Origin of the sequence: Azospirillum picis, assembly GCF_017876115.1 — a bacterium.
Classification (GTDB): Bacteria; Pseudomonadota; Alphaproteobacteria; order Azospirillales; family Azospirillaceae; genus Azospirillum; species Azospirillum picis.
In genome coordinates this window covers 23,046-46,751 of sequence record NZ_JAGINO010000031.1, presented here as the reverse complement: position 1 = coordinate 46,751, position 23,706 = coordinate 23,046, and the positions used below count along the sequence as shown (strand labels likewise).

Sequence of the window (23,706 nt, the reverse complement as noted above, 5' to 3'; positions counted from 1 at the left end):
TGCCCTCTCCGGCGCCTTCTCCGGTGCCCTCCGCGCCGAGGTCATGCTCCTCGCCGCCGGCGGCTCCTTCCGGCGGCACGGCAGTCTCCACCGGCACCGGGGTCTCGATCTTCGTCTTGTCGATGTCGTCGCGACCGTCAGTCATCGACCTGTACTCCCACCTGGCGCAGCAACGCACTGGCCGCCTTCTTTTCCGCGATCCGCTTCGACGAGCCGGTGCCGGTGACCGGCTCCATCCCGGCGACGTGGACCGCCACCACGAACTGCGGCTCGTGTGCCGGGCCGCTTCGTTCGATCAATTCATACTGGGGCAGCGGCTTGCCGCGGCCCTGTGCCCATTCCTGCAACGTCGTCTTGCTGTCGAGCGGCGGCGGGGTCGCCTTGTCGATCTCGCCGGCCAGGGCCTGGCGGACGAAGCGCGTCACCGGCTCCAGCCCGCCGTCGAGATACATGGCGCCCAGCACCGCTTCGCAGGCATCGCCCAGGATGGTGCGGTTGGACCGGCCACCGCCTTGCGCCTCCGCCGGGGACAGGCGCAGGTAGGCGCCCAGCCCGATGGCGTCGGCGACGCGGCCGAGGGACTCCCGGCGCACCAGCGCAGCGTGGCGCTTGGCCAGCGCACCCTCGCGCTCGGTCGGATAGCGCTCCAGCAGCCACTGCGCGACCACCAGCCCGACGACGCGGTCGCCGAGGAACTCCAGCCGTTCGTAGGCGATGCCGGGCCCGTTGTGCGACTTGCGCCCGGCACGCTCCAGGCCCATCAGGCTCGGATGGGTGACGGCGTCGCGCAGCAGCGACAGGTTCGCGAACTGATGGCCGAGCGCCTGCGCCAGCTCCGCCACGTCTGCCGACGCGGCGGCAGACCCGGCGGCATCCTCGGTTCCGGCTTCGGACCCGGCGCCCGCTTCGGCGGACGCCTTCGTGACACTGGACACTTACCGGACTCCGTTGAACAGGCGGCTGAAGCGCAGGTCGACCGGCCAGCGCCAGACCTCGTAGAAGCGCGTGCCTTCGTCGAGCGAGAAGAACAGGAACTCGGCACGGCCGACCAGATTCTCGAACGGCACGAAACCGACCTGCGACGGCACCCGGCTGTCGAGAGAATTGTCCCGGTTGTCGCCCATCATGAACAGGTGACCCTCGGGAACCTTGAACACCGGCGTGTTGTCGAGCGGCCCGTTGTCGGACTCCTCGATGATCCGGTGGGTGCGGCCGTTGGGCAGGGTTTCCATGTACTGCGCGGTCCGGACCGTGCGCCCCAGCGAATCCGTGGTGACGTAGTCGTCGATCCGGTCGCGCTTGACCGGCTGGCCGTTGATGTGCAGCACGCCGCCGATCATCTGGATGCTGTCGCCCGGCAGCCCGATCACCCGCTTGATGTAGTCGGTCTTGTTGTCGCGCGGCAGCTTGAACACGGCGACGTCGCCGCGCTCCGGCATCTTGCCCAGGATACGGCCCTCGAACAGCGGCAGGCCGAAGCCGACGGTGTATTTGCTGTAGCCGTAGCTGTATTTCGACACGAACAGGTAATCGCCGATCAGCAGCGTCGGGATCATCGACCCGGACGGGATGTTGAAGGGCTCGAACGCGAAGGTGCGCACGCCGAAGGCGATCAGCACCGCGAAGATCACCGTCTTGACGGTCTCGGCGAACCCGGACTCCTTGGGCTTGGCGTCGGATGCCGTCTTGTCGTGAAAGGTCATTCTGGGGTCGCCGTATCGGTTGGCACGGTGGGGGGAAGCGGTTCGGCGCTGATGATGACGATCGCCTCCGCCATCGGGTATTCGTCGGTCAGCGTCACATGGATGCGCGCGCGCATGCCCGGCGGCGTGATCTGCTCCAGCCGGGCGAGCGCGCCGCCGGTCAGCCGCATGGTCGGCTGCCCGGACGGCAGGTTGACCACCCCCATGTCGCGCCAGAACACGCCATCGCGGAACCCGGTGCCGAGCGCCTTGGAGCAGGCCTCCTTGGCGGCGAAACGCTTGGCGTAGGTCGAGGCGCGGGCGTTGTTCTTCGCCGCGGAAGCGGCGCGGCGCTCCGACTTGGCCTGCTCGACCTCGGTGAAGATGCGGTCGATGAAGCGTTGCCCGAAGCGTTCGAGCGACTTCTCGACCCGGCGGATATCGATCAGGTCGTTGCCGATGCCGATGATGGTGCCGGACAGCATCATGCGCCGGACCCGGCCGGCGTGGCGGAGCGGGCACGTTCCATCGCCTTGCGCATGCGGGCGATCGAATTGGTCAGCCCGACGAAGATCGCCTCGCCGATCAGGAAATGCCCGATGTTCAGTTCGACGATGGTCGGGATCGCCGCGACCGGGCCGACCGTGTCGTAGCTCAGGCCATGGCCGGCATGGCATTCCAGGCCGATCGCCTCGGCGTGTGCGGCGGCGCGGACGATGCGCGCCAGTTCCGCGTCGCGCTCCGCCGGATCGACGGCGTCGCAATAGGCGCCGGTGTGCAGTTCCACCACCGGAGCGCCGAGGCGCCTGGCGGCGTCGAGCTGCGCCGGTTCCGGGTCGATGAACAGCGAGACGCGGATGCCGGCCGCCGACAGCTCGCCGACCGGCCGGACCAACTGGTCATACTGGCCGAGGACGTCCAACCCGCCTTCCGTGGTGACCTCGGTGCGCTTCTCGGGCACCAGGCAGGCGGCGTGCGGCTTGTGGCGCAGGGCGATGCCCAGCATCTCGCCGGTGGCGGCCATCTCCAGGTTGAGCGGGCGGTCGATCTCCGCCATCAGCCGGTCGATGTCGCGGTCGACGATGTGGCGGCGGTCCTCGCGCAAATGGGCGGTGATCCCGTCCGCACCGGCCTCGATGGCGAGGCGGGCGGCACGGACCGGATCGGGGTGCGCCCCGCCGCGTGCGTTGCGGACGGTCGCCACATGGTCGATGTTCACGCCGAGGCGCAATTGACGGGACATGCACGGACTCCAAAGCGCCGCCGCCGCCGGATCGGGCGGGAGCGATTCCGTCTATATAGCGGTGCGCATGGCTCCCGTCACGCCGAACCGACCGGATGGCCCATGCATGACGGGGATTTCACCGTCCCCGCGCCCGCTCCACCGAATGGATGGCCGGGGTGGCGCGGAGCGCGGCCATGATGTTGGTCAGGTGCTTGGCATCCTTGACGTCGACGTCGATCAGCAGCTCGAAATAATCGGTGCTGCGGTTCGTGATCTTCTGGTGGATGACGTTGCCCTGGTTCTTGCCGATCACCGTGAACAGGGTGCCCAGCGACCCCGGTTCATTGGCGATGACCACGGTGATGCGGCCGACATGCTCCTCCGGCGAATCCGGGCCGGTTTCCCAGGAAACGTCGATCCAGCGCTCCGGCGACTCATTGAAGCTCTCGAGCGTCTCGCAGTCGATGGTGTGGATGGTCACGCCCTTGCCGGTGGTGACGATGCCGACGATGCGGTCGCCCGGCAGCGGGTGGCAGCAGCGGGCGTAATGCACCGCCATCCCCGGGATCAGCCCGCGGATCGGCAGCGGCGATTCCTTGCGCCCCTTGCCGGGCTTGGACTTCGGCAGCGCCTCCTCCGCCTCGCGGGCGGCGGGGGCGGGCTGCGGCTTGTGGCCGGGGAAGACGGTGTGGAAGACCTCGCGCGCCGAATGCAGGCCCGATCCGACCCCCGCCATCAGGTCGTCCACCGTCGGCTGCTGGAAGATCTTGATGGCGGCTTCCAGCGCCTTCTCGGTGAACTCGTACCCTTCCGACTTGAACTGCCGCATCAGCATGCCGCGGCCCAGTTCCATGTACTGGGTGCGCTGCTGCGTGCGCAGGAACTTGCGGATGCGGGCGCGGGCCTTGCCGGTGACGACGAAGCGCTCCCAGCCCGGAACCGGGGTCTGCGCCTTGGACGTGACGATGTCGACTTGGTCGCCGTTCTGGAGCTGGGTGCGCAGCGGCAGCATGCGGCCGTTGATCTTGGCGCCGACGCAATGGTCGCCGACCTGCGAGTGCACGGCATAGGCGAAGTCGACCGGCGTCGCGCCGCGCGGCAGCGCGATCAGGTCGCCCTTCGGCGTGAAGCAGAAGACCTGGTCCTGGAACAGCTCAAGCTTGGTGTGCTCCAGGAACTCTTCCGGCTTCTGCGCATGCTCCAGGATGTCCAGCAGCTCGCGCAGCCAACGGTACTCGCCGCCGTTCGGCCGGGGCTGGTGGTCCTGCTTGTAGGCCCAGTGGGCGGCGACGCCGAGCTCGGCGATCTCGTGCATGTCCTGGGTGCGGATCTGCACCTCGATCCGGTTGCGGCCGGGACCGATCACGCCGGTGTGCAGGCTGCGGTAGCCGTTGGGCTTCGGCGTGGAGATGTAGTCCTTGAAACGGCCGGGCACGACCGGGTAATGGGCGTGCACGATGCCCAGCGCCTGGTAGCACTCGCCGACCGACCCCACCGTGATGCGGAAGGCCATGATGTCCGAGAGCTGCTCGAAGCTGACGTTCTTGCGCTGCAGCTTGCGCCAGATCGAATAGGCCGACTTCTCGCGGCCGGTGACCGACGCGTCGGGCAGTCCCTCGACGGCCAGCAGCTCGCGCAGCTCGGTGATGATGGTCTGGACGCGGTTCTCGCCCTCGCTGCGCAGGCGGGCAAGCTGGGCCAGGATGCTGTCGCGGGCGTCGGGGTTCAGCTCCGCGAAGGCGAGGTCGTCCAGCTCGTCCTTGATCTTGTGCATGCCGATGCGCTCGGCGAGCGGCGAGTAGATCTCGATGGTCTCGCGGGCGATCCGGCGGCGCTTCTCGGGCTTCTTCAGGTGATAGAGCGTGCGCATGTTGTGAAGCCGGTCGGCCAGCTTCACCAGGAGGACGCGGATGTCCTCCGACATCGCCAGGACCAGCTTGCGGAAATTCTCCGCCTGCTTGGCCTGCTCGCTGTTCAGTTCCAGCCGCGACAGCTTGGTCACGCCGTCGACCAGCCGCGCGATCTCCTTGCCGAACACCCGCTCGATGTCGTCGAGCGTGGCGACGGTATCCTCGACAGTGTCGTGAAGCAGCGCCGTGGCGATGGTGCCGGCATCCAGCTTCATCTGGGTCAGGATGCCGGCGACCTCCAGCGGATGCAGGAAATAGGGGTCGCCCGACGCCCGCGTCTGCGATCCGTGCGCCTTCATCGAGAAGACGTAGGCGCGGTTGAGCAGATCCTCGTCGGCCGTGGGATCGTAGGCCTTGACGCGCTCGACAAGCTCATATTGCCGGATCATGCGGCCCGACCCGGCGCGCAAGGCGCCATGTACGCTGACGTGATGGTTCTTTGCGAACCGAAAGGGGGATTTCCACCCCCTGCCCCTTTACGGGTCGTCCCTTCGCGGGTCCTGCGGTCGTTGTCCAGAATCAGAGGTCTCCGTCGGGATCCTCGGTCATGGCGAACCCGGCGCCCGGCTCGGCATCCATGTCGGCGGCGACGTCGTCGTCCTCGGTCAGCTCCTCGCCGTCGCTCTCGCTCATGCCGTCCTCGTCGCCAAGCGAGTTGTTGCCGCGGGCGGCCCAATCATTCTCGCCCGCCATCAGCTCGACGATCTCCTCTTCGGGCTCGTCCGGCTCGACATGCTTCTGATGGCCCTTGATCAGGGCATTCTTCAGGTGGTCCAGCGACACCGTCTCGTCCGCGATCTCGCGCAGCGCCACGACCGGGTTCTTGTCGTTGTCGCGGTCGATCGACAGCGGAGCGCCGGACGCAACCTCGCGGGCGCGCTGGGCCGCCATCATCACCAGCTCGAAACGGTTCGGAACCTTCAGGACGCAATCTTCAACGGTAACGCGGGCCATGCCAAACGAACTCCGGATTCCAAGGAGGCTCTAGACTATATGGATGTGGCCCGAATGGTGCAAGCGCGAACGAGAGCGCCGCTGCCCTGCGCAGGAGTGCTGGCTGGTTTCCGCGAGGCCTGCCGTCCCGGCTGTCGGTGCCCGTATCCCACTTGTGTAACGGTTCGCAACACACTAAATTTCAAATTTGGAACAGCGACGCTTTACGCTAGTTCCATCCATATTAACATTAGACGTAGAAGGGATACCGGCTTTGGATCGCAACTCCACTTTGCCGCGTGAGGTCAGCAAGCTTTTTTACAAGGAAGAACGCCTCGCTTTGTTCATCGACGGCGCGAATCTCTACGCTGCGGCGCGCTCGTTGGGGTTTGACATTGATTATAAAAGGTTGCGCGACGGCTTTGCCAATGAAGGCCGTCTCGTCCGTGCTTTCTATTATACCGCTCTGGTTGAAGATCAGGAATATTCACCGATCCGCCCGCTGGTCGACTGGCTCGACTACAACGGTTACACGATGGTGACCAAGCCGACCAAGGAGTTCACCGACGCGTCCGGCCGCCGCAAGATCAAGGGCAACATGGACATCGAGCTCGCCATCGACGTGATGGAGATGGCGGAGCGTGTCGATCACATCCTGCTTTTCTCCGGCGACGGCGACTTCCGCCGGCTGGTGGAGGCGGTGCAGCGCAAGGGCGTCCGCGTCAGCGTGGTCAGCACCGTGCGCTCGCAGCCGCCGATGGTGGCCGACGAGCTGCGCCGGCAGGCCGACAACTTCATCGAGCTGCAGGATCTGGCGCCGTCGATCGCCCGCGTCCATCAGCACCGCGAGTCCTCGGGCGGGCCGCACGACCACCATCAGGCCGGTCCGACGATGTATGATCCGGACGAGCGCGGATGACGCCTGCCGCCGGGCAGCGCCGGAACCGGGGTTAGGACCGGGGGTGAGAACCGGGGTTGAAAACCAGGGGAGTGCAGCGGCACTCCCCTTTTCCATGACCGGTGGCCTTTGGAGTGTGATCGTTCCAAGCGGGATCGCTTGAAGCGTGGACCACACGGAAAATTAAAAGCTCAGAGTCTGTCTGGTGCTTCAATAAGCACCAGACAGACTCTAGGGCCGGGAGGTCGCGGCGCGGCGGTTGCGCGCCATCCGGTCGGCGGTGGCGAGGGCGACGATCAGGCTGCCCGGACTGGCGACGCCGCTGCCGGCGATGTCGAGCGCCGTACCGTGGTCGGGCGAGGTGCGGACGAAGGGCAGCCCCAGGGTGACGTTCACCCCGCCGTCGAAATCCACGGTCTTGACCGGGATCAGTGCCTGGTCGTGATACATGCAGAGCGCCGCGTCGTAGCCGCGGCGCGCGGCGGCGTGGAACATCGTGTCGGCCGGGCGCGGCCCCGACGCGTCGATCCCCTCGGCCCTGAGGGCGGCCACCGCCGGGGCGACGATGTCGATGTCTTCGCGGCCCATCGCCCCGCCCTCCCCGGCATGGGGGTTCAGGCCGGCGACTGCGAGCCGCGGACGGGCGATGCCGAAGTCGCGGGCGAGGGCCGCCGCGGTGACCCGGCCGGCATGGACGATGGCTTCGGTGCTCAGGCGGTCGACGGCGTCGCGCAGTGCGACATGGATGGTCACCGGCACCACCCGCAGGTCGGCCGCCGCCAGCATCATGATGGGCTCCTCTGCCATCCCGGCGAGATGCGCCAGATACTCGGTATGGCCGGGGTGCCGGAAGCCGGCGGCATAGAGCGCCGACTTCTGGATCGGGTTGGTCACCACCGCGGCGGCCTCGCCGCCCCGGACCAGGGCGACGGCGCCGTCGATGGCGGCGATCACCGCCGCGCCATTGGCCGGGTCAGGGCGTCCGGCCTGCACTGGGGCGGACAGCTCCACCGGAAGCACCGGCAGGGCATGGCCGAACAGTGCCGGCGCCTCGGCCGGCGAGGCGATGGCCCGCACCGGGACCGCCAGCCCCAGACCGGCAGCCAACGCGGCCAGCCGCGCCGGGTCGTCGATCACGAAGAAGGGCGGCAGCCCGCCCGGCGGCGCGCCGTCTCCCGCGCGCGCCATCCAGGCCTTGAGCGTGATCTCCCCGCCGATGCCGGCCGGCTCGCCCATGGTGACGGCGAGCGGCAGGCCGGTTCCCTGCCGGCCGGCGGGCGGGGCGTCCATCAGATGCGGACCTCGATGAAGGCGGTGCGCCTCAGGTCGCGCAGGTAGCGGCGCGACAGCAGGTCGGCGCGTTCGTTGATCAGGTCGCGCTCGACCTCCTCGCGGGCGGGCAGCTTGCCCTCCTTGATCGGCGTGGTGACCGGAACCGGCTTGGGCTGGGCCTGCGGCGGCGGGGCGATCACCGGGACGTCGCGCTTGCAGACGATCAGGATCACGGCGGCGGCCTGGCTCATCAGCACCGGGCTCGCTTGGCCCACCGGGATGCCCAGCGCCAGGTTCTGCAGGCCGGGCGCCAGGTCCTTGACCCGCATGGTCCCCATGTCGCCCGACTCCGGCATGCCGCTGTCCTTGGCGCGGGCCTGGAAATCGCCGCAGCTCTTGATCGACTTGCGCAGTTTCTCGGCCTGCTCCTTGACCGCCTTGGCATTCTCCTTGTTCTCGATCGGGAGAATGATCTGCTTCATGTTGACGGTGGCCTTGGCCAGGTCCGGCCGCGGCTGCGGCGCCGGCGCCTGCGGAGCCGGCATCGCCATCTCGCCGCCGCTGCTGCCGAAGGGCCGCTGCCCGCGGACCAGCAGGATGTGGTAGCCGGTGGCGGTGCGCACCGGCGCCGAGATCTGGCCGACGCGCAGGTCGGAGAGCGCCCGGTCCACCTCGGTCGACAGCTCGCCGCTGCGCACCCAGCCCAGGTCGCCGCCGGCCGCGGCACCGGCGGACTGCGAGAACTGGCGGGCGAGGCCGGCGAAGTTGCCGCCGCGCCGGACTTCCTCCACGAGGCGGTCGGCGTTGCGGCGGACCTCGTCATCCTGGTCGGGGCTGTCCACCGCCAGGAAGATTTCGGCGACCAGGTATTCGGGCTTGCCGATGTTGGCCTTCAGGCGCTCAAGCGCCGCGTCGACCTCGTCCTCGCCGACCACCACCTCCTGGCGGACCCGCCGCTGCATCACCTTCTGCCAGGCGAGCAGCGAGCGGATCTGGTCCTTCAGCGTCGAGATCGGGACGTCCTGCCGCTTCAGCATCTCGTCCAACTGCTGGCGGTTCATCCGGTTCTGCTCGGCGATGCGCTTGATCGCCTCGTCGACCTCCGCCTGCGACACCGTGATGCCGAGGCGCTTGGCCTCCTGCATCTGCAGCCGCTCGTCCATCAGCAGGCGCAGGACCTGCGGGGCCAGCCGCTGCCGCGTCTCCGGATTGGCGGCCGCGCCGGCATTCAGCAGCGCCAGGCGGATGCGGGCGCTGACGTCGGAGACGGACACCACCTCGTCGTTCACAACGGCGGCGATCCCCTCGGACCCCGGGGTCCGGGCCTGTTGCACGCCGTTGCCGCCCGTCTTCGGCGCCGTGGCGCCGGCAGGCGCCTTGCTCGACTGCGCGGCGGCGGGCAGCGCCAGGAAGGCGCAGGCAGTCGCCACGGCGAAGGCAGACCGGACGGCTCGCAAACTCGACATGGTGCTCAAGCTCCAAAAACGGGTCGCCCGTTATTACGGACAGCCCGCCCCCTGTGCAAACGGAATCAAACCAGCCAGACCAGTGCAAAATCTTGGCGGCGGAATTATGGCCGATGCGGGCGAGCGCGGGCTTTGCGGCCTTTCGTCCCACCCCGCGGCCGGAAAACGGCCCCGCCCGTGGCCGTCAACCGTCCTCCAGATGCAGCAGCGCGGCGGTGCCGAGCAGCAGGCTGATGCCGGCGGGGCTCCAGGCGGCCATGATCACCGGGATGGTTTCCGACATGCCGAAGGTGCGCACCACGTCGGTCATCACGAACAGCACGAAGCCGGTCAGCACGCCGCCGGTCACCATCGCCATGGTGCCGCCGCGGCGCGGCAGCCGCAGCGAGAAGGCGGCGGCGAACAGCACCATCGCCAGGAAGAGGAAGGGCTGGGCCAGCAGCGACTGGTAGTGCAGCCGATGACGGACCGCCGGGAAACCCGTCGTCTCCAGGGTGTGGATGAAGCGCGGCAACTCCCAGAACGAGATCGTCTCCGGCGGGGCGAAGCTCTCCTCGATGGTCGCCATGTCGAGCTCGGTCGGGATGGTGTAGCTGTCCAGCTTCTCCGGGTCCTTCTTCGCCCGGTTCAGCACGGCGTCCTGGAGCTCCCACTTGCGGTCCTTCAGCGCCGCGCTGGGCGCGTCGATGCGGCCCTGATAGGTCTGGTCGGCATCGAACAGGAAGACGATGACGTTCGACAGCTCGAAGGTCACCGGGTTGACCAGCTCGGCGTGGATGAAGAACTGCTCGCTCTGGTTGGTCTGGCGCAGCCAGAGGCCGGAGCGCGAGATGTTCAGCGTGCTGGACTGGAGCTTGAGGTAGCGGTCCTGGAGCTGCTCGTACTTGGCGATGAAGACGGCGCCGACCGGGTTGATCAGCGTCACCTTGACGACGCCGATGGCGGCGGCGGCGAACATCACCGGCATCAGGAACTGCCAGGCCGACACGCCGACCGCGCGGGCGACCACCAGCTCGGCGCTGCGGGTCAGCCGCCAGAAGGTGAACATGCCCGCGAACAGGACGACGAAGGGAAAGATCTGCTGGCCGATCTCCGGCAGCTTCAGCAGCGCCATCTCCAGCACCAGGCCGAAGGTGACGTGGGGCTTGGTGCCGGCCCGGCGCAGGAGCTCGACGGTGTCCAGCAGCAGCACGATGGCGAGCAGGATGACCATCAGCAGGCAGAACCAGACGACGAACTGGCGTCCGATATAGCGCGACAGGGTGGACGAGGAATACATGCGGTGCGCGGTCTCCGGAGTCCCGCGCGCGGCGCCGGTACGGCGCCTGGGCGGACTTGGCGGGCGGCGGCTCGACAGTCACCCTCGATACGGCCGCCCGCCGGAAAGAGTTCCGGCTGTTTACCCCCGTTGCACCGCAAAGACAACCGGGCCGCTGTGATGCCCCTGCGCGTGGCGCCGGCGGATCGCCGCTGGCGGACGGCAGCCGGAGTGCGGCCGGCCGCCGCCACGGCCGGGCTGCCCCGTTTTCCGTCTGGACTTCCGGGGATGGCGGGCCAAACTGTTGAAGGTGGCTGTATCGCACGGGAGGGTCGGTCGATGACGGACAGTGCTTTTCCGTCCGGGATCGCAATCCGGGAAGCGCGCGCGGACGACGCGCCGGGCATGGCCCGCGTCCATGTGCAGAGCTGGCGCTCCACCTATCCCGGCCTGATCCCGGCACAGTTCCTGGTCAACCTGGCGGAGGCGCCGGCCGCCCGGCGCTGGGCCTCGATCGCCGAGGCGCGTGCTCCCGGCCAGGGGGCGCTGGTCGCCGTCGACGTGGCCGGCGTCGTTGCGGCTCCGGGGACCATCGTCGGCATCTCCTCCTTCGGCACGCGGCGGGTGGCGGTGCAGGACCATGCCGGCGAGTTCCACGCGCTCTACCTGCTCGACGACGCCAAGGGCCGCGGCATCGGCCGCCGGCTGATGGCCGGGATGGCCGACCGCATGCTGGCCGCCGGCATCCGGTCCGCCGTGGTCTGGTGCCTGCGCGACAACCCCTCGCGCTGGTTCTACGAGCGGCTGGGCGGCATCAGGCTGGCGGAACGGCCGATCCGCTTCGCCGCCGCCGACCTTGTTGAAATCGCATACGGGTGGCGCGATCTGACGCCGCTTGCACGCTTGTCGGCGGGGCCGGAGGTGCGGTAGTGAGAGGACTTGAGTCCCCCGCATCAGGATTCGTCGATGTCCAGCGCCGCTTCCCTTTCCGCCGAACGCGTCCTCATTCTCGATTTCGGCTCGCAGGTCACCCAGCTCATCGCCCGTCGCGTGCGCGAAAGCGGGGTCTATTGCGAAATCCACCCCTTCGGAATGAGCGACGAGCGTATCCGCGAGTATGACCCGAAGGCGATCATCCTGTCCGGCAGCCCGGCCTCGGTCACCGAGGCGAACGGTCCCCGCGCGCCGCAGGCTGTGTTCGACCTGAAGGTCCCCGTGCTGGGCATCTGCTACGGCCAGCAGACGATGTGCCACCAGTTGGGCGGCAACGTCTCCGGGTCCGACCACCGCGAGTTCGGCCGCGCCTTCATCGAGATCAAGGAGCCCTGCGCCCTGTTCGACGGGCTGTGGGAGGTCGGATCGCGCGAGCAGGTGTGGATGAGCCACGGCGACCGCGTCACCGCCCTGCCCGACGGCTTCCGCGCGGTGGCTGTCAGCGACGGCGCACCCTTCGCCGCCATCGCCGACGACCGTCGCCGCATGTACGGCGTCCAGTTCCATCCCGAGGTGGTCCACACCCCGCACGGCGCCCAGCTCCTGGCCAACTTCGTCCACCGTGTCGCCGGCATCAAGGGCGACTGGACGATGGCGGCGTTCAAGCAGCAGGCCATCGAGAAGATCCGCGCCCAGGTCGGCACCGGCAAGGTGATCTGCGGCCTGTCCGGCGGTGTCGACAGCTCGGTCGCCGCCGTTCTGATCCACGAGGCCATCGGCGACCAGCTCACCTGCATCTTCGTCGACACCGGCCTGATGCGCGCCGGCGAGTCCGAAGAGGTGGTGCGGCTGTTCCGCGACCACTACAACATCCCGCTGGTCCATCGGAACGCCTCCGAGCTGTTCCTCGGCAAGCTGGCCGGCGTCACCGATCCGGAGCAGAAGCGCAAGATCATCGGCGGCCTGTTCATCGAGGTCTTCGACGAGGAAAGCCACAAGGTCGGCGGTGCGGAGTTCCTGGCCCAGGGCACCCTCTACCCCGACGTGATCGAGAGCGTGTCCTTCACCGGCGGCCCCTCGGTCACCATCAAGTCGCACCACAATGTCGGCGGCCTGCCGGAGCGGATGAAGCTGAAGCTGGTCGAGCCGCTGCGCGAGCTGTTCAAGGACGAGGTGCGGGCTCTCGGCCGCGAGCTGGGGCTGCCGGCCGCCTTCATCGGCCGCCACCCCTTCCCCGGTCCGGGCCTGGCGATCCGCATCCCCGGCGAGATCACCCCGGAGAAGCTGGATATCCTGCGCAAGGCGGACACCGTCTACCTGGAGGAAATCCGCAACGCCGGCCTGTACGACGCCATCTGGCAGGCATTCGCCGTGCTGCTGCCGGTCCGCACCGTCGGCGTCATGGGCGACGGCCGCACCTACGACCATGTGCTGGCGCTGCGGGCGGTGACCTCCACGGACGGCATGACCGCCGACTGGTACCCCTTCCCTCACGACTTCCTCGCCCGCGTCTCGAACCGCATCGTCAACGAGGTCCGCGGCGTCAACCGCGTGGTCTACGACATCACCTCGAAGCCGCCGGGGACTATCGAATGGGAGTGACGGGAGCGTAGTTCCGGATATTTCTGAAAGCTGATGCGGCAACGGAAATGCCGATGCCGTTGCCGCATCAGCTTTCAGTAAACCACCGACGGGTCAGGAAGGGCGTGGCAGGGTCCTCATCCGCCATAGCGCTCCGCCATGTAGCGCCGGGGCGACGTGCCCAGCGCCTTTCTGAACATGGTCACGAAGCTTGGCACGCTCTCGTAGCCAAGGTCGGCCGCGACCTGCTGGATCGTCGAGCCGCCGGCCAGCCACGTCACGGCCAGGACGACGTTGAGTTGCTGACGCCAGCGGCCCAGGCTCATCCCCGTCTCGCGCGCGACGAGGCGTTCCAGGGACCGGGCGCTCATGCCCGCCCCGGCGGCCCAGCCATGGAGCGATCCGCGATCCGCAGGCACAGCCATCATGCGGTCGAAGATCATGCGCAGGCGCGGGTCGGACGGCATCGGCAGATGCAGATCGTCCACCTTCGCCGCCGTCAGTTCGTCCAGCAACACCGCCAGCAGGCGCGAGTTCGCGCCGCCCTCCTCGTACAGCAGCGGGAGCGTCGCCGCTCGACGCAGGAGTTCGCGGAGCAGCGGCGTGACCGTCACCGCACAGCAGGTGGGGCGCAGCCGGGGATCGGCGTCGCTGGTGATGAAGGCGCCATACCCTTCGAGCGCGCCGGTCATCCTGATCGCGTGCAGCGTGCCGCTCGGGATCCACAAGGCGCTGCGCGGTGGAACGACCCACAATCCTCCCGCCACCTCGCAGGTCAGCGCGCCGCGCTGAACCAACAGGATCTGGCCTTTCATGTGGCGATGGGGTTCGAGTTCGAAATCTCCGAAGGTGTCGGAGGCGAAGCCATAGGTGACGACCAGCCGAGGCACGTCGTCCGGCTCGACCCAGTCGTCTTCGTTGGAGAGGTCGGTCAGGAGCGGCATGGCAGCTTGTTACCACGGTTTGGCGTGATCGAATAATAGTCTGTCCATCCTTCGGAATGACGCCTGTCGGACGCCCATCTATTTTTGGCTTTCAGTTCCAATCGGGCCGCAGGCCCAACGGGGAAAGAAAGCAATGACCACATTGGACAGCGAACGGATCTCGGTGCTTCTGGATCGGTTGCATCAGGACGCCGAGGCGGCAGACCGGACGTTGGTTGAGGAGGTCGTCGGCGACATGGCGGCCAGCGGCAAGACGATGGAGCAACTGGCGGCGGAATTGATCAGCGAGGAACGCTCCGACATGCGGTCGGTCTACCGGCGCCATGCCGACCACTTCCTGTCCGTTTCACCGGCTTACGGCCGCTTCCTCTATGCGATGGCGCGCGCGTGCCGCGCTACGCGAATAGTGGAGTTCGGGACGTCGATGGGAGTGTCGGCGATATACCTGGCTGCGGCGCTCCGCGACAACGGCGGCGGCAAGCTGATCGGTACCGAGTTGGAGCCCGGCAAGGTCGCACGGGCGCGGGCGCACATTGCAACTGCCGGCCTTGCCGATCTCGTCGAGATCCGGGAAGGCGACGCCAGGGAGACCCTGGCGGATGTGGGCGGCCCGGTCGACCTCCTGCATATCGACGGGGCGTGGTCGCTCTACCTGCCAATCTTGAAACTGGTCGAGCCTCGGCTCAGGCCGGGCTCCGTGGTCCTCGCCGAGAACGCGTTCGCAGATGATTATCTGACCTTCATGCGAAATCCGACGAATGGGTATCTGTCGCAGCCCATTCCGGTGGACGAAGGCCGTGGCAACGAGTTCGCCGTAAAGGTTGACTGATACGCCTTCCCAAGGCCAGTGACGCGGTCATGCAACGGCGGCTTTCAGGGGGGACGCACGACAGGGGTTGTGCGTCCCTACCCCACGGGCTTCCTTCCTCGGACGAGTGCAGGCTGGTGCGCCGTTCGCGCCCCTCTTGATCCCCAATCCGGTTACACGCAGTAACGGATCATTCCAGGGTCACCCCACACCGCTTTCAGGCCTCTTTCCTCGATCATCTTCAGCGCCAGTTCGCTCGGCTTCTCCAGGAACAGGAAGCAACCGACGGCGCTGGGATTGATCTCCTTGACGTGAAGCAGGGTGTCCGCATCCCGGCTGATCTCATCCCACCTCATCGCCGTCTTGTAGGCCTTGCTTTCCACCGCGACGACCCGGCCGTTGACGTTGGCGAAGATGTCGATATCGGTCACGCCCTTCTTGCCGACATCCTTGAATTCCATCCTGATGAACCTCACTTCGCCACCCGACTCCTTCAATGCCCTGGCAGCCCGCAATTCCTGGATGGCGCCGGTGAAATTGACGTCGCTGATGAGAAGAGCCCGCGCGGCTTTCTCATAGCCCGGTACCGCGTGCAGTTCCTTCAACAGGACAGCGGCCTCTTCGTCGGCCAGCTTCCCCTCGGTGACGGCAACGCGCAGGAAGATGCCGCCGATGGCGCTCTTGTCGGTAATTCCCTCCATCGACTTGGTCAGCGCCAAGTAGCCTCCACGTCGGTAGGCGAGGACCGCACGCTCGACATGCGCCTCATCCACCCTCGCGATCTGGCGCATGACCTCCGCAACGCGAAACGCCGTCTTCGGCGAGAAGGCGTCGACAGGCCCGGAAAGGAAGACAGTCAAGGCAATCAGGCAAACGCTGGGAAACAATCTCACGAGACGTCGCATTTCCCCCTCCGGTTTTCGAGACTGTCTGGCCAACCTTCTACGCCGCCACCCGCTATTCGGTGCTTGCTTTCGCAAAGACCTGAGACTGCATCTCGATCTCCGCTTCCCGGTTCTGATGTTCCTTCAACGACTCGGAAAGCAGCTTCAGCGCCGATGCTTGCTCCGAAATCTTGTCCTCATGGTACCAGCGAGTGCCCCAGATAAAATTTCGCGAGGGGTCAATACTGTTTGCGTAATGAATAAAGTCGTCGGAAATGCTCAGCAGATCCAGATACGTCGCCTTTACATACTCCATATCCTTCCGCGAGCTTGAATGGCTCATCACGGCGGGATTGGTGCGGTTCTCGTACAACGAGGAAATCATGGATCTATAAGCATTCAATTTCGCATTGTATCGTGGCCCAATCAGAAGGAAGTACGTGTATTTCGTCTCCGCATCGGAAATCAGCGGCATGAAAGAGAGTGCTTCCCGCAAAATTTCGGAAGACATCAAGTCATCCCGCGCCATATAACGATCGAAGAAACTCGCCACGAAAATATTGGCATAGTTCCTGAACTTGCCATTTATTTCTTCATCGACGGATCTGTGGTACAGTTCAGAAAGATCCTTCAAACCGCTCCTGTCCGTTTGCGGCAAACCAACGACGCACAGCGCTCTGACCATGGTAAGAAACGCCAGGTCCTTATCGGGAATTCCGGACGAAGCCGCCAGTTGCGCCGCGCTCTCGGCATCATCGCGGCATCCTTGATAATCATCCGCATAGACATCCAGCAGCGCCCTCAGGGCATTCTTTCTGACACCTTCAATGCTCTGGTCCGTGCTGTGCTTCAGATTTCGCAGGGAGACGGCGACGACCGCACGATTTTCCACCGAGAATTTCGGTTCTTTTACATTGTAGTTCTTGTTCAGCCGCTCAAGGATTTTGTTGTAATCGCTGTCGCCGTTCTCCCGCTCCGGAAAGGGCAGGATGACAGCGTTCTTCGACGCCTCCTTGAACGCAGCTTCGTTATAGGAATCCAGGCCGAAATTGATCGCATAGTCGACGGCCATGTTCCCCGCGAACGTGAACAAGGCCGTGAGGACCGCCGCACCGCCGGCGACGCCGAAGCCCCCGGCGGCGAGCGCGCCGCCCCCGACCATCGCAAGGCCGTAGTTGGTCGCAGCCGCTCCGGAAAGTCCGGCGAGTTGGCCAATGAAGGAGCCGACCGAAGCGACGACCGGTGTGGCTGCGCCGCCGGAAAAGAAGACGGCGGCAGCGGCTGCAACCGATAATGCGGCAACCAGGGTGATGCCGATGATGGTGCCGGTGAGCCCGGCCCCGTACATGTCGTTGAGCGTCAGGGAACCGGGTCCCCAAAGTGCCCAGGCGGTCGCCGGGGTGGCGAGCACGCTGAACACGCTAAGGGGCAGCCAATGCTGGCAATTGCGTGGCATCATGGTCCGAACTTCAGCTTAACGAGGGCTCGGAACGATTGCGCTGTCAGCGGCACAATTCCAATGTGATCATTAGGCTGATGCCGGGTGGGGTATGGCCGCTAGCCCGGTGCGGGCACGCCCCCCTCCCGATGGAACTCCCGATGGGTGCCGCAATGTGTGTGCACAACTTCAGGGCTGGATGGGAACTGGTGGCGGCGACGGGGACGGAGGTCCGCCGAGGTCTTCAGAACAGCGGCTCGACCTTCGACTTGCTGCGGCGCTTGCTGCGTGACGGCTTCGGCGTTACCGGCAGCAGTCCCTCCCGCTGGGCGCAATGGTCGTGCCAGACATAGCCGGGACGCTCGGGAGTCCAGTACATGGGCTCCCCAAGCAGCACCTCGTCACCGCAGCAGGTGCAGGGCGGATATGGGCTGGATGTGTGTTCGGACCGGTCCATCACACTTGTATGCCAGTGTGGTCGCGGTCCCGTAAGTGATGCGGATCAAATCTGATCGCAAGCCGGAAGAAAAATTTGCGGCCGTCGCACCTGCCGGGCGACGGCCGCGGTACTTACGATCCCGGCCCGAGCGCTACGCAGACACGGTCGCGGCCCGCCATGCTGCCGCAGCCGTCCGCCCGCTGCGAGACGAAGCGCATGACCACGCGCTCGCCCTTCCCGGCCGCCTGCGGAGGCAGCAGGGCTTCCGCCACCTGGGTGGTGAATTGCGGGCTGATGCGATGGCCGCCCGTCGGCGGCGACTCGAGACTCGCAACCTGGATGGGCTTGGCGACGGGAGCCGGCGCCGGCGCTGCCGCCACCACCACGGGGGCCGGCAAGGGGGCGGGGGCCGGCGCCTGGACCGGGATGGGGGCAGCAGCCTGGACCTGCTCGGGCGCCGGCTCGGGACGCGGTTCCATCCGGCGCGGCTCGACGGCTTTCGACTCGGCGCGGGGCGCCGGAACGTCGGCCGATGCGACGACCACCGGCGCGGGTTCGGGCGCAGCGGACTTGGCTCCGGCGCGAGGCTTGGGCGCGTCGTCGGGCACCACGGCGAGTTCGATCGCCGAGGCGCCGGCGGCCTGCGACGGCTCCAGCGGCGCGGAGCCGCGCAGCGCCGGCGTCAGGGCCGCCAGGTACATCCGCGTCTCGCGCGGCAGGCGCTGCTTGCCGGCCAGATGCTGGGCGTAGCAGGCCGGACCGCAATTGTAGGCGGCCAGGAATCCGGGCGCCCCGAACAGGTCGTACATCTCGCGCAGGTAGGCCGTGCCGGCCATCACGTTGTCGCGCGGGTCGGACGGGTCCGATCCCAGGCCATACTGCGACCGCATCAGCTCGTAGGTGCCCGGCATCACCTGCATCAGGCCGATGGCGCCGGCCGAGCTGGTCAGCACCCTGCCGCTGCCCGTGGTGGCGCGGCCGTTGCTTTCGCGCATCATCACCGCGCGGATCCACTTTTCCGGCACGTCGAAACGCTGGGACGCCTCGCGAATCATCGGCACCCAGCGGGACAGCGGATCGCTGGGATCGGGCACGTAGGCCGTCTCCACCGGCGCGCTCACGGTCTGCGGCGGTTCGGTGGCGCAGCCGGCCAGCCCGAGGGCAAGGCACAGCATCGCGCCGGCGGCGTGGATCGTCGCGAGATTTCGTTTGGCCACAGGGGATTTCCGTGCTGTTGGCGCGGGGCAGGACAAGTGACGGAACGCTTTTTCATTGTATAGCCCACGCCTGTCAAGCGACATCGTGACCGTTTCTTGACGCCTGTCCCGAAGATGCCTCAAATATGCCTGATTGTTCCCTTGTATTTGGGTGGGCAATACAGATTTTCGGCAACTCTCGTTATGCCATTCTTCGGAGCCCGTGTGGACATGCGGGCCTACGGTCCGGCGGCCGGCAGCAGGCTCTCCCGGCTGCGACGGGGAGAACCTTGACGGAACATCGTGGCCACCCCTAATGGAAGAGGGTGGCCGTGCCTTACAACCAAGCAGCCGGCGGCGTGCCCTCGAACGGACTCGGTATCATGACTGCCCCCCAGAGGACCGCCTCCCCGGCCGCCCAGCCGCTCCATCCGCAACGGCCGGTGCCGGCGCCGGATCCGCCCGCCCGGCCCCGGCGGCGTTTTCCGCGCCCGCGCCGCCCTATCCGTCTGGTGCTGGCCCTGCTGCTCCTGGCGCTGCTCGCCGGCGCCGCCCTGCTCTGGCGTGGCCATGACCGGACGGCGGCCGTGCCGCCATCCGCCACCACCGCCGCCGCGCCGGAGCGGCCGGTGGAGCTGGCGGCGCTGGAGGTGACCACCATCGTGCCGCGCCATCTGGTCGACAGCGTCCGGCTCAGCGGTTCGGTCTCGCCGATGGAGCAGTCGGCGATCAAGGCGGAGGTGGCGGCGCGCCTGACCGAGGTGCTGGTCCGCGAGGGCCAGGCGGTGCGCCGCGGCGAGGTGCTGGCGCGCTTCGAGACGGTGGAGCTCGCCGCCCGCCTGAACGAGAAGCAGGCGAACCTGGAGGGTGCCCGCGCACAGCTCGTGCTCGCCGAGCGCACCCTGGCCAAGAACCGGACGCTGAACCGCAGCAACATCGTCTCCGACACCAGCCTCGACCAGGCCGAAAGCAGTCACGGCTTCCAGAAGGCGCAGGTCGATGCGCTCGCCGCCCAGGTCGAGCTGGCGCGCAAGGCGCTGCGCGATGCGGTGGTGGTGAGCCCGATCGACGGCATGGTCGCCGTCCGTTCGGTCAATCCCGGCGAGACGCTGGCGGTGAACGCCGCCATGTTCACCATCGTCGACCTGTCGCGGGTGGAGGTGGAGGCGACCGTCCCGGCCGAACAGGTGGCCCGGCTCGCCGTCGGCCAGGCGGTGCGCCTGCGGGTGGAAGGGTTCGGCGAGCGTGAATTCGCCGGCCGCATCGCCCGCATCAACCCGATGGCCCGCAGCGGCTCGCGCGCCATCCCGGTCTATGTCGCCGTCGACAACCCCGACGGCAGCCTGCGCGGCGGCATGTTCGCCAGCGGCGATGCCCTGGTGGCGGAGGCCGAGGGCGCCTTCGCCGTCCCGCCGGCCGCCATCCGCCATGACGGCGACGGCGACGGCGCGGGCGGCGACTATGTGCTGGTGGTCGCCGACGGCCGCACGGTGCGCCGCCCGGTCGCCCGGCTGGGCCTGTGGGCCCGTGGCGACCTGGTGCAGGTGCAGGGGCTGGCCGCCGGCGACCGCGTCGTCACCGGCAACCTGCCCGGCCTGACCGCCGGTCGCCCGGTGACCGTCGTCGGCGGCTGACACCATGCCGATCACCCGCATCAGCGTCGACAACCCGGTCTTCGCCACCATGATGATGGTGGCGCTGATGGTCCTCGGCCTGTTCTCCTACAACCGGCTCGGCGTCGACCAGTTTCCCGACGTCGACTTCCCGGTGGTGGTGGTCAGCACCAGCTATCCCGGCGCCAGCCCGGAGACGGTGGAAACCGACATCACCCGTCCGGTCGAGGATGCGATCAACACCATCGCCGGCATCAAGACGCTGACCTCGCGCTCCTACGAGGGCCAGTCGGTGGTGATCGCCGAGTTCGACCTGAAGACCTCGTCGGTGCAGGCGCTGCAGGACGTGCGCGAAAAGGTCTCGGCGATCCGCGCCACGTTCCGCGACGAGGTGAAGGACCCGCAGATCACCCGCTTCAACCCCGACGACCAGCCCATCCTGTCGATCGCGGTGACCTCGGACCTGCGCCCCTTGCGCGACCTAACCACCCTGACCGATCAGGTCGTCCTGAAGCGGCTGCAGAACGTCCGCGGCGTCGGCCGCGCCACCATCGCCGGCGGGGTCAAGCGCCAGATCCTGGTCCGCCTGAAGCCGGAGAAGCTGGAGGCGCTGACCATCGGCGTCGACGAGGTGATCGAGACCCTCGCCGGCGAGAACCAGGACGTCCCGGCCGGCACGGTCACCGGCGGCGGCAGCGAGCGCGTGGTCCAGGTCGAGGGACGGGTGCGCGACCCGCTCGACCTGATGGACCTGATCGTCGCCCGGCGCGGCGGCAGCCCGGTGCGGCTCGGACAGGTCGCCGAGGTGATCGACGGGCAGGAGGAGCAGGACACCGCCGCCCTGCTGAACGGCAGCCCGGCGCTGGCGGTCGACGTGGTCAAGGTCCAGGGCGCCAACACGGTGGAGGTCGCCCGCGGCCTGCAGGAGGCCATCCGGGACCTGCGGACCAGCGGCGCCCTGCCGCCCGACGTGTCGCTGGCCGTGGTGCGCGACAGCTCCCGCGGCATCACCAACTCGTTGAGCAACGTGCAGGAGACGCTGGTCGAGGGCGGCATCCTGACCGTGATGATCGTCATGGTCTTCCTCGGGTCCTGGCGCAGCACGGTCATCACCGCCCTGACGCTGCCGGTGGCGGTGCTCGGCACCTTCGGCGTGCTGGCCGCCCTCGGCTTCACCCTCAACATCATGACGCTGATGGCGCTGTCGCTGGCCATCGGCATCCTGATCGACGATGCCATCGTGGTGCGCGAGAACATCATGCGCCACCTCCACCGCGGCCAGGGCCACCGGCAGGCGGCGCTCGACGGCACGGCGGAGATCGGGCTGGCGGTGCTGGCCACCACCCTGACCATCGTCGCGGTGTTCCTGCCGGTCGCCTTCATGGGCGGCATCATCGGCCGCTTCTTCCTGCAGTTCGGCATCACCGTCTCGGCCGCGGTGCTGATCTCGCTGTTCGTCTCCTTCACGCTCGATCCGATGCTGTCCAGCGTCTGGTACGACCCGGCGGCCCACGGCCGGCATGGCCGCTCGGTCTTCGGCCGCTTCGCCGCCGCCTTCGAGCGCGGCTTCGAGGCGCTGGCCCGCGGCTATGGCCGGCTGTTGCGCTGGGGCCTGCGCCGGCGCTGGCTGGTGATCCTGGCGGCGCTGGCCATCTTCGTCGGCAGCTTCTTCCTGGTGCCGCGCATCGGGGTCGAGTTCGTTCCCGCCGCCGACCTCGGCGAGCAGATCGTCGAGGTGGAGACGCCGGTCGGCTCCTCCCTTGCCTACACCACGGCCAAGGTGCGGCAGGTCGAGGCGGCGATCCGCGAATTCCCGGAGATCGCCTACACCTACGCCACCGTCAACACCGGCGTTTCGGTCGGCCACAACCGCGGCAGCCTCTACCTGCGCTACACGCCGATCGACCAGCGCCGGCGCTCGCCCAACGATCTGGCGCCGCTGCTGCGCCAGCGCCTGTCGGCCATTCCCGGCGCCACCGTCGGCATCGCCATCCCCGGCGTCGGCGGCGTGCAGAAGCAGATCCAGGTGTCCGTGCAGGGCCGCGACATCGCCACGCTCGACCGCATCTCGCAGCAGGTCGGCGCCGCCATGCGCGGCATTCCCGGCTTCGTCGACATCGACAGCACGCTGAAGGCGGCCAAGCCGACCCTGGCGGTGCGGTTGGAGCGCGACCTCGCCAGCGACCTCGGTATCGGCACCGCCAAGGTGGCCGACAGCCTGCGCCCGCTGTTCGCCGGCGACACGGTGTCGAGCTGGAAGGCGCCCGACGGCGAGAGCTACGACGTGCTGGTCCGCCTGCCGGAAATCGACCGCGAGCACCGGGCCGACCTCGACCGCATCTACCTGTCCGGCGGGCCAAACGGCGGGCCAAACGGCGGGATGGAGGCCGGCGGCACGCCGCGCATGATCCCGCTGTCGCAGGTCGCGCGGGTGGAGACGACGCTCGGCGCCTCGCAGATCAACCGGCGCGACCTCCAGCGCGAGGTGAACGTCCAGGCCAACGTCCAAGGACGCGCCGCCGGCGATGCCGGCCGCGACCTTCAGGCGGCGCTGGCGAAGATCGACCTGCCGCCCGGCTACCGCATCGTCTTCGGCGGCTCGACCAAGGACATTGCCGAGACCAGCGGCTATGCCGCGCAGGCGCTGGCGCTGGCGGTCATCCTGATCTACCTGATCCTCGCCTCGCAGTTCGGCAGCTTCCTCCAGCCGCTGGCCATCATGGCCTCGCTGCCGCTGTCGCTGGTCGGCGTGTTCCTCGGGCTGCTGGTGGCGGGATCGACGCTGAACATCTTCAGCGCCATCGGCTTCATCATGCTGATGGGGCTGGTGACCAAGAACGCCATCCTGCTGGTCGACTTCGCCAACCAGGCGCGCAAGCGCGGGGTGGCCCTGCACGACGCGCTGGTGGAGGCCGGCATCATCCGCCTGAGGCCCATCGTCATGACGACCGCGGCGATGATCTTCGGCATGCTGCCGCTGGCGCTCGGCATCGGCGAGGGCGCGCAGCAGCGCGCGCCCATGGCCCACGCGGTGATCGGCGGCCTGCTGTCCTCGACCGTGCTGACCCTGCTGGTGGTGCCGGTGGCGCTGACCTATCTCGACGGGCTGTCGCGGCGGACGAAGCGGTGGTTCGCCCATCCCGACCCCCACCGGCCCGACCCCCACCGGCCCGACCCCCACCGGCCCGACCCGGGAAGCCAGCCGGCTGGTTCCGACTGAGCGGTT

The 23,706-nt window shown here is 67.6% G+C and carries 20 protein-coding genes; 6 read left to right on the top strand and 14 right to left on the bottom strand.

What is annotated here, in order from left to right; all coding sequences use genetic code 11:
• Positions 1 to 137 precede the first annotated feature (137 nt).
• The 6 genes from rnc to rpoZ all read right to left on the bottom strand — a co-directional run bounded on the left by rnc (position 138) and on the right by rpoZ (position 5,771).
• Complete coding sequence (gene rnc, locus J2850_RS28480) at positions 138 to 935, bottom strand: ribonuclease III (protein ID WP_209989935.1); 798 nt, start codon at positions 933 to 935, stop codon at positions 138 to 140.
• Positions 936 to 1,703, bottom strand: coding sequence for a signal peptidase I (gene lepB / locus J2850_RS28475; RefSeq protein ID WP_209989932.1), 768 nt, complete (start codon positions 1,701 to 1,703; stop codon positions 936 to 938).
• Positions 1,700 to 2,170, bottom strand: coding sequence for a holo-ACP synthase (gene acpS / locus J2850_RS28470; protein WP_209989930.1), 471 nt, complete (start codon positions 2,168 to 2,170; stop codon positions 1,700 to 1,702). The genes lepB and acpS overlap by 4 nt, the downstream gene beginning before the upstream one ends.
• Positions 2,167 to 2,925 (bottom strand): pyridoxine 5'-phosphate synthase, encoded by a 759-nt coding sequence (locus tag J2850_RS28465; protein ID WP_209989926.1) that lies wholly within the window; start codon positions 2,923 to 2,925, stop codon positions 2,167 to 2,169. Before J2850_RS28465 ends, acpS begins: the two co-directional genes overlap by 4 nt.
• Positions 2,926 to 3,043: 118 nt before the next feature.
• Positions 3,044 to 5,206, bottom strand: coding sequence for a RelA/SpoT family protein (locus J2850_RS28460; protein WP_209989923.1), 2,163 nt, complete (start codon positions 5,204 to 5,206; stop codon positions 3,044 to 3,046).
• 130 nt (positions 5,207 to 5,336) lie between these two features.
• Positions 5,337 to 5,771, bottom strand: a complete 435-nt coding sequence (rpoZ, locus tag J2850_RS28455) for a DNA-directed RNA polymerase subunit omega (RefSeq protein ID WP_209989920.1) — start codon at positions 5,769 to 5,771, stop codon at positions 5,337 to 5,339.
• A 253-nt stretch (positions 5,772 to 6,024) separates the two neighbouring features.
• On the opposite strand from rpoZ, the gene J2850_RS28450 reads away from it, so the two are divergent.
• Positions 6,025 to 6,669 (top strand): LabA-like NYN domain-containing protein, encoded by a 645-nt coding sequence (locus tag J2850_RS28450; protein WP_246513697.1) that lies wholly within the window; start codon positions 6,025 to 6,027, stop codon positions 6,667 to 6,669.
• A gap of 210 nt (positions 6,670 to 6,879) precedes the next feature.
• Here J2850_RS28450 and pdxA read toward each other — a convergent pair whose 3' ends face one another.
• The 3 genes from pdxA to lptG form a co-directional block, all read right to left on the bottom strand.
• The gene (pdxA, locus tag J2850_RS28445; RefSeq protein WP_209989917.1) at positions 6,880 to 7,938 is read right to left on the bottom strand and encodes a 4-hydroxythreonine-4-phosphate dehydrogenase PdxA; all 1,059 of its coding nucleotides are present in this window, start codon (positions 7,936 to 7,938) and stop codon (positions 6,880 to 6,882) included.
• Positions 7,938 to 9,386 (bottom strand): peptidylprolyl isomerase, encoded by a 1,449-nt coding sequence (locus J2850_RS28440; protein WP_209989914.1) that lies wholly within the window; start codon positions 9,384 to 9,386, stop codon positions 7,938 to 7,940. The genes pdxA and J2850_RS28440 overlap by 1 nt, the downstream gene beginning before the upstream one ends.
• Positions 9,387 to 9,570: 184 nt before the next feature.
• Positions 9,571 to 10,665 carry an LPS export ABC transporter permease LptG gene (gene lptG / locus J2850_RS28435; RefSeq protein WP_209989911.1) on the bottom strand — a complete coding sequence of 365 codons (1,095 nt, stop codon included), beginning with the start codon at positions 10,663 to 10,665 and terminating at the stop codon, positions 9,571 to 9,573.
• A gap of 318 nt (positions 10,666 to 10,983) precedes the next feature.
• Between lptG and J2850_RS28430 the strand changes: the two genes are divergently transcribed.
• Complete coding sequence (locus J2850_RS28430) at positions 10,984 to 11,574, top strand: GNAT family N-acetyltransferase (protein ID WP_209989907.1); 591 nt, start codon at positions 10,984 to 10,986, stop codon at positions 11,572 to 11,574.
• A 36-nt stretch (positions 11,575 to 11,610) separates the two neighbouring features.
• Complete coding sequence (gene guaA / locus J2850_RS28425; protein WP_209989904.1) at positions 11,611 to 13,179, top strand: glutamine-hydrolyzing GMP synthase; 1,569 nt, start codon at positions 11,611 to 11,613, stop codon at positions 13,177 to 13,179.
• 116 nt (positions 13,180 to 13,295) lie between these two features.
• Here guaA and J2850_RS28420 read toward each other — a convergent pair whose 3' ends face one another.
• The gene (locus J2850_RS28420; RefSeq protein WP_209989901.1) at positions 13,296 to 14,102 is read right to left on the bottom strand and encodes an AraC family transcriptional regulator; all 807 of its coding nucleotides are present in this window, start codon (positions 14,100 to 14,102) and stop codon (positions 13,296 to 13,298) included.
• Positions 14,103 to 14,235: 133 nt separating this feature from the next.
• On the opposite strand from J2850_RS28420, the gene J2850_RS28415 reads away from it, so the two are divergent.
• Entirely contained in the window at positions 14,236 to 14,931 is a 696-nt protein-coding gene (locus J2850_RS28415) for an O-methyltransferase (protein ID WP_209989898.1), read from the top strand.
• Positions 14,932 to 15,083: 152 nt separating this feature from the next.
• On the opposite strand, the gene J2850_RS28410 is transcribed toward J2850_RS28415, so the two are convergent.
• The 4 genes from J2850_RS28410 to J2850_RS28400 form a co-directional block, all read right to left on the bottom strand.
• Entirely contained in the window at positions 15,084 to 15,815 is a 732-nt protein-coding gene (locus J2850_RS28410; protein ID WP_209989894.1) for a hypothetical protein, read from the bottom strand.
• Positions 15,816 to 15,867: 52 nt separating this feature from the next.
• Positions 15,868 to 17,253 (bottom strand): hypothetical protein, encoded by a 1,386-nt coding sequence (locus J2850_RS28405; RefSeq protein WP_209989887.1) that lies wholly within the window; start codon positions 17,251 to 17,253, stop codon positions 15,868 to 15,870.
• Positions 17,254 to 17,476: 223 nt separating this feature from the next.
• Positions 17,477 to 17,611 carry a hypothetical protein gene (locus J2850_RS32145; protein ID WP_281415095.1) on the bottom strand — a complete coding sequence of 45 codons (135 nt, stop codon included), beginning with the start codon at positions 17,609 to 17,611 and terminating at the stop codon, positions 17,477 to 17,479.
• 191 nt (positions 17,612 to 17,802) lie between these two features.
• Positions 17,803 to 18,888, bottom strand: coding sequence for a lytic transglycosylase domain-containing protein (locus tag J2850_RS28400; RefSeq protein WP_307354572.1), 1,086 nt, complete (start codon positions 18,886 to 18,888; stop codon positions 17,803 to 17,805).
• 362 nt (positions 18,889 to 19,250) lie between these two features.
• On the opposite strand from J2850_RS28400, the gene J2850_RS28395 reads away from it, so the two are divergent.
• Both J2850_RS28395 and J2850_RS28390 read left to right on the top strand, forming a co-directional pair.
• Complete coding sequence (locus tag J2850_RS28395) at positions 19,251 to 20,501, top strand: efflux RND transporter periplasmic adaptor subunit (RefSeq protein WP_209989884.1); 1,251 nt, start codon at positions 19,251 to 19,253, stop codon at positions 20,499 to 20,501.
• A 4-nt stretch (positions 20,502 to 20,505) separates the two neighbouring features.
• The gene (locus tag J2850_RS28390; RefSeq protein WP_209989882.1) at positions 20,506 to 23,700 is read left to right on the top strand and encodes an efflux RND transporter permease subunit; all 3,195 of its coding nucleotides are present in this window, start codon (positions 20,506 to 20,508) and stop codon (positions 23,698 to 23,700) included.
• Positions 23,701 to 23,706 lie beyond the last annotated feature (6 nt).

Excerpts from the sequence above, each read along its gene's own strand:
- J2850_RS28465 (WP_209989926.1), bottom strand. The coding sequence starts at position 2,925 with ATGTCCCGTCAATTGCGCCTCGGCGTGAACATCGACCATGTGGCGACC.
- lptG (WP_209989911.1), bottom strand. The coding sequence starts at position 10,665 with ATGTATTCCTCGTCCACCCTGTCGCGCTATATCGGACGCCAGTTCGTC.
- J2850_RS32145 (WP_281415095.1), bottom strand. The coding sequence starts at position 17,611 with ATGTACTGGACTCCCGAGCGTCCCGGCTATGTCTGGCACGACCATTGC.
- J2850_RS28395 (WP_209989884.1), top strand. The coding sequence starts at position 19,251 with ATGACTGCCCCCCAGAGGACCGCCTCCCCGGCCGCCCAGCCGCTCCAT.
- guaA (WP_209989904.1), top strand. The coding sequence starts at position 11,611 with ATGTCCAGCGCCGCTTCCCTTTCCGCCGAACGCGTCCTCATTCTCGAT.
- rpoZ (WP_209989920.1), bottom strand. The coding sequence starts at position 5,771 with ATGGCCCGCGTTACCGTTGAAGATTGCGTCCTGAAGGTTCCGAACCGT.
- J2850_RS28440 (WP_209989914.1), bottom strand. The coding sequence starts at position 9,386 with ATGTCGAGTTTGCGAGCCGTCCGGTCTGCCTTCGCCGTGGCGACTGCC.
- J2850_RS28420 (WP_209989901.1), bottom strand. The coding sequence starts at position 14,102 with ATGCCGCTCCTGACCGACCTCTCCAACGAAGACGACTGGGTCGAGCCG.
- J2850_RS28415 (WP_209989898.1), top strand. The coding sequence starts at position 14,236 with ATGACCACATTGGACAGCGAACGGATCTCGGTGCTTCTGGATCGGTTG.
- J2850_RS28405 (WP_209989887.1), bottom strand. The coding sequence starts at position 17,253 with ATGATGCCACGCAATTGCCAGCATTGGCTGCCCCTTAGCGTGTTCAGC.
- J2850_RS28410 (WP_209989894.1), bottom strand. The coding sequence starts at position 15,815 with ATGCGACGTCTCGTGAGATTGTTTCCCAGCGTTTGCCTGATTGCCTTG.
- J2850_RS28460 (WP_209989923.1), bottom strand. The coding sequence starts at position 5,206 with ATGATCCGGCAATATGAGCTTGTCGAGCGCGTCAAGGCCTACGATCCC.
- pdxA (WP_209989917.1), bottom strand. The coding sequence starts at position 7,938 with ATGGACGCCCCGCCCGCCGGCCGGCAGGGAACCGGCCTGCCGCTCGCC.
- J2850_RS28390 (WP_209989882.1), top strand. The coding sequence starts at position 20,506 with ATGCCGATCACCCGCATCAGCGTCGACAACCCGGTCTTCGCCACCATG.
- acpS (WP_209989930.1), bottom strand. The coding sequence starts at position 2,170 with ATGATGCTGTCCGGCACCATCATCGGCATCGGCAACGACCTGATCGAT.
- J2850_RS28430 (WP_209989907.1), top strand. The coding sequence starts at position 10,984 with ATGACGGACAGTGCTTTTCCGTCCGGGATCGCAATCCGGGAAGCGCGC.
- lepB (WP_209989932.1), bottom strand. The coding sequence starts at position 1,703 with ATGACCTTTCACGACAAGACGGCATCCGACGCCAAGCCCAAGGAGTCC.